Origin of the sequence: Microcoleus sp. Pol11C3 (genome assembly GCF_036701485.1) — a bacterium.
Lineage (GTDB): Bacteria > Cyanobacteriota > Cyanobacteriia > Cyanobacteriales > Microcoleaceae > Microcoleus.
Window position 1 is genome coordinate 26,546 of the sequence record NZ_JAUBQW010000057.1, and the last position, 9,778, is coordinate 36,323.

Below are 9,778 nucleotides of genomic sequence, written 5' to 3' on the forward strand. Positions count from 1 at the left end.
GGTAAATGTCGGAATTGTTCTCCACTTTTCGTCGATTTGTGCATACAACTTCTGTCCAATCGCATCGAGTTCGGCTTTGTCAGAAATCTCTGATGTGGCAGTGGTTGCTGCATTGGGCGCGGTGGCACTATTAGTGGCAGCAGCGATGGCTGCAGGGCTGGCATTCGGTGCAGGACTTGCAGCAGCAGCGATGGGTGCAGGGCTTGCAGCAGCTATGGGTGCAGGGCTTACAGCAGCGATGGCTGCAGGACTTGCAGCAGCAGCGATGGGTGCAGGACTTGCAGCAGCAGCGATGGGTGCAGGACTTGCAGCAGCAGCGATGGGTGCAGGGCTGGCATTCGGGGCGATCGAACTTGCTGCAATTTGCGGGCTGGGGGGAGAACTCACAACCGCCGCGGCAGTCGTCGCCTCCGGTGCAGTTTCTCCTAGTTTCGCTTGCTTTAGCTGGCTGGAAACAGCAGACATATTGACAGCAGCTAAAGTAACCATTGCTACCAACCACGAGACTGCCAGGATGCCGCCTTTGATCGGCGAGGCTTCTGGAAATTCTGCAGCGTGAGGCATAAAGGACAAAGGTGGCATCGGCCTGTCAGCAACTGCAGGTCTTTTGCTAGCAGGTAATGGCATCGGTAGCGCGACGGCCTCTGTCTCCGAGTCCGTTGCTTCACCTTCTTCGTGGTGCGCGTAGCGAGAAAACAGGAACTCCAAAGCAAAGTTGCGAAGTTCGTAGTATTTCGGGTCTTCCATAATCCGCGCCCGGTTCCGGGGACGGCTGAACGGAACGTGCATATCTTCGCCAATGGAAGCTGCTGGCCCGTTGGTCATCATCACGATGCGATCGGCCAAAAACAAAGCCTCATCAATATCGTGAGTAATCATAATGACGGTAATTTTTTCCTTCCGCCAAATTTTCAGCAATTCTTCCTGCAACTCTTCGCGGGTAATCGGGTCTAGAGCTCCGAAAGGTTCGTCCAAAATCAACAGTTTGGGACGAGTTGCCAGAGCTCTGGCGATCGCCACCCGCTGTTTCATCCCCCCGGACAATTGGCCCGGTCTTTTGTTACAAGCTTCGGTCAGCCCCACTAATTCCAAGTGTTCCTTGACGATTGTATTGTGTTCGTCTGCGGACTTTTCCGGGTAAACATTTTCAACGCCGAGGTGAATATTTTCAGTAGCAGTCAGCCACGGTAGCAGCGAGTAGTTTTGAAATACCACCATGCGATCGGGGCCCGGTTCAGTAATCCGCGAACCTTCGAGAGCAACTTCTCCGTTTGTTGGCCCGTTGAATCCCGCGATCATATTGAGCAAAGTTGATTTTCCGCAGCCCGAGTGACCGATCAAACAAATAAATTCGCCTTCATTAATAGTCAGGTTTACACCGTCGAGAACGACGTAAGGGCCTTTAGGAGTTTCGTAGACTTTCGATACATCTTTAATAGTAAGAAAGCCTTGCTTGGGCGTTTGAATTAGGGTTGTTTGGGGAGTTTTGAGAGTTTGCATATTTTCAGGTGGGGGATTTTGGGTTGGGGAATTAGACATGACAACTTAGGATTGAGGATTAGAAATTAGGGAGTTAGGAAGCGGGAAATGTGGAGTCTTGTTTCCTGATTTCTTGCTCCTCATTCCCTCTTCCTATTTGCTGCTTATGCTGGCAGTCTGATGGAACACTGACTGCCTATTTGTTCAATTAAGATTTCTTCAATGCGGACGCCACGCTTGATTTTGACATTGTGAAGATACTGGATCGGGTCGTCTAGACTAAAGACAGTGCCGTCAAATAGCTCGATCGTCCGGCGATCTCTGGCGATATCCGGCAAGCCCAATTCGCGCACTGCTTGACCGAAAACATCGGGCCGCAAAACTCGATCGACCACTTCCACCCAGTTTTTCGGGAACGGAATCAGTCCCCAGCGAGCCATCTGCGCCATCACCCACACCATTTCTAGGCGGTCTGGACAATTGGTTTTGTCAACGTAGAACTGGTTGAAGTTGTAGAGCATTTCTGGTTCTGCCTCCGTACCGGAGTTGTACGGGTCGATGAACCCTGGACGGATGTCTTTCGGATCGGCGCCGATGTACTGTTCTTGGCTAATCAATGCTAGGACTTCTTCGCGGTTGCGGCGGTCGTCGCAGTAGTCGCAGGCTTCCAAAAGTGCTTTGACGAGGGCGAGGTGGGTTTGAGGATATTTCTGAGCCCAATCTTCGGTAACACCGAGAACTTTTTCGATGTGTCCAGGCAGAATATCCAGGGAACGCGCCATGACAAAACCCGTACCACTGTTGACTGCGTGGGAGTTCCAGGGGTCGCCTGAGCAATAGCCGTCAATGTTGCCTGCTTTTAAATTCGATACCATCTGCGGTGGCGGAATCATGGTCAAGGCCACGTCAAGGTCGGGGTCGATGCCGCCCGCAGCCAGCCAGTAGCGGAACAGCAGATTGTGCATGGAGGCGGAGTGTACCATGCCCAAGGTGTGAACTGTATCGGGACTCTTGGCGATCGCAGCTTTGAAATCCTCTAACGTCCGAATTCCTTGTCTGTACAGGTGTTTGCCGAAAACAATGGAATTGCCGTTGCGGGACAAGGTGAGGGCGCTACAGATGGGTACAGGGGCTTCACCGTCCAGACCCAACAGCATGGCGATCGGCATTCCTGCGACCATTTGCGCCGCGTCCAGCCGTCCTTCGGCGACTCCTTTGGCGATCGCTTTCCAGCTAGGTTCGCGGCTGAGAGTGACTTCTTCCAAGCCGTGGGCTTGAAAAAATCCTTTTTCTTTGGCTACCACTAACGGGGCGCAGTCGGTGAGGGGAATAAAGCCGATGTCGAGGTTGATTTTTTCCAAGCCGTTGCGGGCGATGACAGGCGGTTGTTGTTTGGCCCGGCGCTGTTTGACCCGCTTTTGCTGGTTGAGGAAGTAAACCATTTCGTTACGCAGTGCGTAGTAACTCGGATGGTTGACAACTTCCATACGCTTGCGGGGGCGGGGAATGTTCACTTCGAGGATTTGCCCGATTTGCGCTTCCGGGCCGTTGGTGAGCATCACAATGCGATCGCTCAGCAATAAAGCCTCGTCAACGTCGTGAGTTACCATCACGCTGGTTACTTTGCTTTCCTCGCAAATTTTCATCAACTGGTCTTGCAAACCGCCGCGAGTTAAGGCATCCAGGGCGCCGAAGGGTTCGTCTAGCAGCAGCAATTTCGGCCGAATCGCCAGGGCACGGGCGATCGCAACTCTTTGTTTCATCCCCCCAGAAATTTCGCTGGGGCGTTTGTCGGCGGCTTGTCCGAGTCCGACCAATTTAATGTGGTGTTCGATCACCAACTCGCGATCTTCTTTCGAGTTACCGCTGTAAATTTCATTTACTGCTAGGGCGATATTTTCGCGCACCGTCAGCCAAGGTAGCAGCGAGTAATTTTGAAACACCACCATTCTGTCGGGCCCTGGTTCGCGGACTTCGCGCCCTTCTAAAGTAATCCCGCCCTGACTTGCGTTGTCGAGGCCGGCGATAATATTTAGCAGTGTAGATTTGCCGCAGCCCGAGTGTCCGATTAAGGTGATGAATTCTCCCTTTTTAATTTTCAGTTCGATATTTTTAAGAGCGATGTATTGCTCTCCATTGGGCAAGTTAAATACGCGGTCAACGTGGTCTACTTCAACAAATACTGACATGGTAATTTTAGGTTAGTTTGTAATTTGTAGATTAAGTCTATGTAGGGTGCGCCTGCACCTTGCCCTCTTCGCGCTCCGGGTGCGCCGGGCCGCGCACCTTAGCTTGTGTTAGTCAACAGTCAACAGTTAACTGTTAACCCAATCCTATTTCTGTTCTTCAGGAACAACTTTGGAAGCAATGAAACCAACGATTCTGTCTAAAATCAAACCGACGATTCCTACATAAAGCACTGCCAAGATCACGTGGCTGAGTCGAGAACTGTTGTAAGCGTCCCAGATGAAGAAGCCGATGCCGACGCCGCCGACTAACATTTCCGCAGCTACGATCGCCAGCCAAGACAAACCGATACCAATTCTCAAGCCAGTGAAGATGTAAGGAACTGAAGAAGGGAGCAGGATTTTCCAGAAGTATTTTTGGTTGGGAAGGCGCAAGACGCGGGCGACGTTTCTGTAGTCTTGGGGTATTTGTTGAACGCCTACTGTGGTGTTAATTAGAATCGGCCAAATTGCTGTAATTAAGATTACGAAAAGAGCTGAAACTTCGTTAGCTTTCATCCCCAAACCTTCAAAGGGATTGAACTGTTGAAATACAGCCAGGGCGATCGGCAGCCAAGCCAGGGGCGGGATAGTTCTGAATACTTGAAACAGCGGATCTAAAGCATCAAACATTAAGGAGTTTGTGCCGATCAATATTCCTAAACTAATGCCAAGAACTGCTGCCAAAGTAAAGCCGATGGCCACCCGCTGCAAGCTTGCCGCCAGTTGCCAAAATAAGCCTTTGTCGGTGCCGCCTCTGTCAAAGAACGGATTGATAATCAGCTCCCAGCTTTCTTGGACAGCTTTGATTGGCCCCGGCAAGCTGGACTCTGGACTGTGGCAGAGGATTTGCCATATTATTAGTAGAACTGTAATTGCTACCAGCGGGCGGATTATTTTTCGGCGGTTTTTTTGAACCTGATCCAGAACGAAATTTACTGGATTTTTGCTTTTAGTAACAGCGAGGTTTGTTGCCATTTTTCTTTTTGCAGTATTGTGAATAATGGATTATTTGTAGATACTTTGAACCTAGTGCAACAGGTTGGGTTCGTGGAACGAAGTATCCGTTCCACTCCGGGCAACACCATCAATCAATTTTAGGGGTTTGTCAACTGTTAACACTAAACAGTCAACAGTTGACAAACTAATTATGCTTTTTTGATTTTCAGACCCTTGAGATATTCTTCGGGTTTTTCTGGGTCAAACTTCACGCCGTCAAAGAAGGTTTCGACACCGCGAGAAGTCGTAGCAGGAATTTGGGCTGCGGGAACGCCAAGTGCTGTCGCTGCTGCTTTCCAAATATCTTCGCGGTTAACTTTATCAACCGTGGCTTTGATGTCGGTAGTTGCCGGGATATAACCCCAGCGAATATTTTCAGTGATGAACCAAGCATCGTGACTCTTGTAGGGATAGGAAGTATTATCAGCCCAGAATTTCATCGCCACAGGGCTGGCGGCTTCAATGCGGCCGGTACCGTAGTCAATTTGACCCTTAGAGCGATTGATAATATCTGCTAGTGGAACTTTTAACCACTTATCTTGAGAGATGATTTGGCACATTTCATCATGATTTTCTGCCTTGTCGCACCACTGCTGGGCTTCCAGTACGGCCATTGTAAGTGCTTTTGCAGCTTTGGGGTTTTTGTCAACCCAATCTTTTCTTAAACCTAAAGCTTTTTCAGGATGATCTTTCCACATTTCTCCAGTTATTAAGGCGGTGTATCCTACCTTTTGAGTAACTAGCTGAGCATTCCAAGGTTCGCCTACGCAAAACGCTTCCATGCTGCCAGATTTCATGTTCGCTACCATTTGGGGCGGCGGTATGGGAATCACGGAAACATCTGTATCTGGATTAATACCGCCGGCTGCTAGCCAGTAGCGCAGCCACAAGTCGTGGGTGCCACCGGGAAAAGTCATAGCAACAGGAAGGTTTTGGTTGCCAAAAGCTGCTTTCAGGGGTGCGCTGTCTTTACCTACTTTTAAATCTAGGTATTTTTTGCTGACCGAAATTGCCTGACCGTTAGTATTTAACCGGGCAACAATGTACATGGGCACTGGTTGATTGCCTTTGGTAACAGTGCCTAATGTCATTTGGTAAGGCAGCGGGGATAAAATGTGGGCTCCGTCAATGCCACCTTTGTCGGAACCGAGTTCTAAGTTGTCGCGAGTAACTGGCCAAGATGCTTGTTTGGTAACTTGTACGTCTTTCATCCCGTACTTAGCAAATAACCCTTTTTCTTGGGCGATGATTAAGGGTGCTGAGTCGGTGAGGGCGATGAACCCGAGTTTGGCTGCGCTAACTTCTGGGGCGTCGGCGGGGTTGATGTTGACGGCTGGGGCGGCGCTGGGTGTGGCGCCGCTGGGAGTTGCGTTAGATGTGGTGGAACCGGAACTGCAACCGTGGGCTAGGAGGGTGCCGGCTGCTGTTGCTCCAGCGGTGATGATGAATTTTCTTCTAGAAAGGTTGCTCATTTGTCTTGAATTGTTGTTGTACTTGGAGATGGTGGAAATGTGAGATGTGAGATGCGATGCGACCTTCGCATCGCATCTCACATAATGAGATTAGGCGTCGATCGTCACTCTGCCGATCGCCCGCGCGCTGCAAGTTAAAATGAACCCTGGTTCTAAGTCTGCCGCCGCGTCTGGTTTGCTGTCGTAGACTGTTTGGCCCTCTAGGAGTTTCTGCTGGCAAGTCCCGCAGCTTCCCGACCGGCAATTGCTGTCAAGTTCGACCCCGGCCCGTTCGGCAACATCGAGAATGAACTCATCTTCGCTGCAAGCAACTTCTTTGCCCGATCGAGCGAAAATAACAGTAGATGTCTGAGGTTTGGCTGCCGGGACTGCCGTTTCGTCCCTGTCAACTGTCAGTTGCAGTTGCCGGTTGAGGGAAGCTACCTCATCTTCTTGAGATAGATTGGGAACGGCCCCGAAGTTATCGACTAAAAGTTGGCGCAGCACTGGTTTGAGGTCTTCGCAAGGGATGCTTTTTTGGACGCAAGTACCCAAATGAGCGTCTTTGCCGACTGTGCCTCCCATGTAAATGTCTACACCTTCAAGGGTTTTGCCGTTCTTGCGAACTTTTGTACCCATCAAACCGATGTCTGCTACTTGGGGTTGACCGCAGGAATTGGGGCAACCCGTCCAGTGAATTCTGACCGGTTTGGGAACTGACAGTTCGGCTTCGAGTTCCTCAATCATTGCCACGGAGCGGCTTTTGGTTTCGATGAGGGCGAAGTTGCAAAACTTGGAGCCAGTGCAAGAAACCAAGGCTCGCGTCAGGGGTGCGGGGTCGATGGAAAAACGCTGCAACAGCGGTTCTTTTACCAGCGATTCAATCCGCGATTCGGGAACGTTGGGAATAATCACGTTTTCTTCAACGGTGAGCCTGAGCTCGCCGCTGCCGTAAACCTCGGCGATTCTGGCCAAATCGAATAAATCTGATGCCTGCAGGCGTCCGACTGGAACGTGCAGCCCTACATAGTTGAGCCCTGATTGTTTTTGGGGGTAGATGCCGATGTGGTCGCGTTTGTCCCCGGTGATTTCATCTTTGGGCGCGGCGGCGGGCAAAGTGCGACCTAATTCTTTTTCGACTGCGGCTCGGAATTGTTCGATTCCGAGTTCGTCAATCAGCCACATCAGCCGCGATTTTTGGCGGTTTGCTCTCGGGCCTTGATCGCGAAACACAGTTAAAATTGCTTTGCACAAATCTACAACGTCGCTGGGACTTGCCCAGGCCTTGAGAGGAATTGCAGCTTCGCAGCGTTTGGCGGAGAAGAAGCCGCCGACTAAAACGTTAAAGCCGATGTTGCCGTCTTTGTAAGCGGGTACGAAGGCGATGTCGTTGATTTCTGCGTGGACTGAGTTGTCGCGGCAGCCTGCGATCGCAATATTAAACTTTCTCGGCAAATTTGAAAACGCGGGGTTGCCTTCGCCGCTGTTCGTAATCATGTCTTGGACTTGGTTCGCCAGTTCCCGCGTATCTATCAGTTCGTCGGCGTCCAGGCCCGCGACTGGGGAACCCGTGATGTTGCGTACGTTGTCCATGCCAGACTGGATGCTGGTCATGCCGGCTTCTTTGAGGCGGCGGAAGATGTCGGGTACGTCTTCGATGCGAATTCCGCGCAATTGCAGGTTTTGTCTGGTGGTGATGTCAGCGCTGCCGTCGTCGCCGTAGCGTTGGACGATTTCTGCTAGCGTTCGGGTTTGATTGCTAGTAATAATGCCGTTGGGCAAGCGCAGCCGCATCATGAATTTGCCGGGAGTTACTGGCCGGAAGAAGATGCCGAGCCATTTGAGGCGGTGCTCGCGATCGGTTTCGTCCATTGCTTCCCAGCCAATTTCAGCGAAATGGTCGAGTTCACCTTTTAATGCTAAGCCATCTTTTTCGGCTTTGAGTTTTTCAAACTTGTTCAGGCTCGCTTGGGCTTTGGGTTCTACTGTTTGGGTCATCGGTTTACCCTCGCTGCTGGCTTGTGTGGGGAGGTATTGACTTGGATCATAAAGTGTGAGTTTCCTGCTAACCTTAGTGACTGTATGGATTTAAAACTGTATATTTAGTTACTAGATGGAATTTCTTTTAAGCATGGTTGGTCTTCTGTAAACTTGAGCTTGACTGGGCGCTGGCTCGAACGTCGCCAAACTATTTATGGTTATAGTTGCTACCGATGATTCGGTCGATCGCTGCGTTTCGATGCACCTTTGTTATGAGCTAATGTAAAGCCCACGATTGTAAATATTCGTAGCTATTTTTACAAAATATTGAGTTTTATGAAAATTTCGCATAAGACCGATGCGTTTTATACATGGGAAATGGGTAAAGACGCCCACAAAACCGAAAAATCTCTCTAAATCTTTAGATTTAGGAGGGGAGAGGGGGAAATTGGAATATCTAAGATTAATTTTGTGACTGCGATCGCAGACTTAAAACGAAATCGTCACAGCATTAGAGCGGTCGCTGTCACACATTTTGCCTCTAAACATCACCTTGTGTGCTATGCCAGCGTCACTATTTATTTTCGGAGAAGGAGAGATGATATAAGTATCGAATTCAGGGAACGTCTCATGCTTTTAGTTCAACTTATCCCCGGCGCTATTTCCGAAATGCTTGCTTCTGTTACGGATACGGGTTGTTTGACTCTAGCCGATCGCTACGGCTTGATGGCCGCTGTTTTGGACGACTCTCTGGACGAGGAATACAGATATTCGATCAACCGCCTGCTGCGATCTGTACTCAAGGGAAGAGTCAAGATAGTCAACGAACTGTCGGCGATATATTAACAGCATTTAAAAATTTGATGGATTTATGCAGCGCTTCAAGTGCAGAAACCACCGCCCGAGTTAGAAGGAACCCACGATGCCTGCAGCGGATGTAGGGCCTGAAGTTGAGTGGGTGTTCTACAAACTTGCGAGCGCTACTCACCGCCTGATTTTTTTGGATTCTCCAATTCTCGCTTTGTGCGGCACTTACAGAAAAAGTGCTGATTCACAGTTTTGACGCTCAATTGACAGCCTCTTGGGTTGAACGCTTAGGGTAAAATTAGTAAAATTGTTGTGGGCGATCGGCATTTGAGGAGTTTGAGGAAGGAAGTCATCCCAAGCAACGTAATTATAATTATTAGACATCTCCAGAAAAGCTTGTCTTGAACAGGCAGGATGCCTGTTCCACAATAATTATTGGAGAGGTCTATTGAACAGGGCTGGAGATGGCAGGCAAGTTATGAAAATTATTAATCAAACAATCGAAATATTAACAGAAGCAGCCATCGGCATCTACAACATCACGCCCACTTTTGTCAAAATTCATTGGTAATTGATAAAAAATCAATTAGGTCGATCGGCAGGAAAAAACAATAATATCTTGTAGGGGCCGGTCAACCCTGGATCTTGACTCGCCAGCAGTTTATTGCTGCACTCAACCGCCTAAAGTTGGTAGTCGGTTTATTTTCACCTATACAAGACTTATGCAGCCATACTTTATACTGTGCCTGCATTAATCCTGTATTTAGGGCTTGCTGAATATATCGATCGCACTTGAGGTAGCCTGGGTTTTGAGCGCGCGATCGAGAATAAAGTGCA

At 49.5% G+C, this 9,778-nt stretch carries 7 protein-coding genes and 2 pseudogenes; 2 read left to right on the forward strand and 7 right to left on the reverse strand.

Annotated features, from left to right (window positions below):
- Positions 1-672: 672 nt before the first annotated feature.
- From QUA40_RS29020 to QUA40_RS14765, 6 genes and pseudogenes are all read right to left on the reverse strand, one after another.
- Positions 673-1,500, reverse strand: a pseudogene (locus QUA40_RS29020) (ABC transporter ATP-binding protein); the annotation flags it as partial.
- Between the two features lie 143 nt (positions 1,501-1,643).
- Complete coding sequence (locus QUA40_RS14745) at positions 1,644-3,668, reverse strand: nitrate ABC transporter ATP-binding protein (RefSeq protein ID WP_333127017.1); 2,025 nt, start codon at positions 3,666-3,668, stop codon at positions 1,644-1,646.
- Positions 3,669-3,812: 144 nt separating this feature from the next.
- Positions 3,813-4,682 (reverse strand): nitrate ABC transporter permease, encoded by an 870-nt coding sequence (gene ntrB / locus QUA40_RS14750; RefSeq protein WP_333127019.1) that lies wholly within the window; start codon positions 4,680-4,682, stop codon positions 3,813-3,815.
- A gap of 170 nt (positions 4,683-4,852) precedes the next feature.
- On the reverse strand, positions 4,853-6,175 hold the full coding sequence (locus QUA40_RS14755; protein WP_333127021.1) for a CmpA/NrtA family ABC transporter substrate-binding protein: 1,323 nt from the start codon (positions 6,173-6,175) through the stop codon (positions 4,853-4,855).
- Between the two features lie 90 nt (positions 6,176-6,265).
- Positions 6,266-6,577 (reverse strand): 2Fe-2S iron-sulfur cluster-binding protein, encoded by a 312-nt coding sequence (locus tag QUA40_RS14760; protein WP_333127031.1) that lies wholly within the window; start codon positions 6,575-6,577, stop codon positions 6,266-6,268.
- A gap of 39 nt (positions 6,578-6,616) precedes the next feature.
- Positions 6,617-8,152: pseudogene (locus QUA40_RS14765) on the reverse strand (ferredoxin--nitrite reductase); the annotation flags it as partial.
- Between the two features lie 612 nt (positions 8,153-8,764).
- On the opposite strand from QUA40_RS14765, the gene QUA40_RS14770 reads away from it, so the two are divergent.
- Complete coding sequence (locus QUA40_RS14770) at positions 8,765-8,980, forward strand: hypothetical protein (RefSeq protein ID WP_333127023.1); 216 nt, start codon at positions 8,765-8,767, stop codon at positions 8,978-8,980.
- A 76-nt stretch (positions 8,981-9,056) separates the two neighbouring features.
- Positions 9,057-9,197, forward strand: coding sequence for a hypothetical protein (locus QUA40_RS14775; protein ID WP_333127025.1), 141 nt, complete (start codon positions 9,057-9,059; stop codon positions 9,195-9,197).
- 376 nt (positions 9,198-9,573) lie between these two features.
- On the opposite strand, the gene QUA40_RS14780 is transcribed toward QUA40_RS14775, so the two are convergent.
- Positions 9,574-9,778 (reverse strand): hypothetical protein (locus QUA40_RS14780; RefSeq protein ID WP_333127027.1); only part of this gene is annotated, 205 nt, incomplete at its 5' end.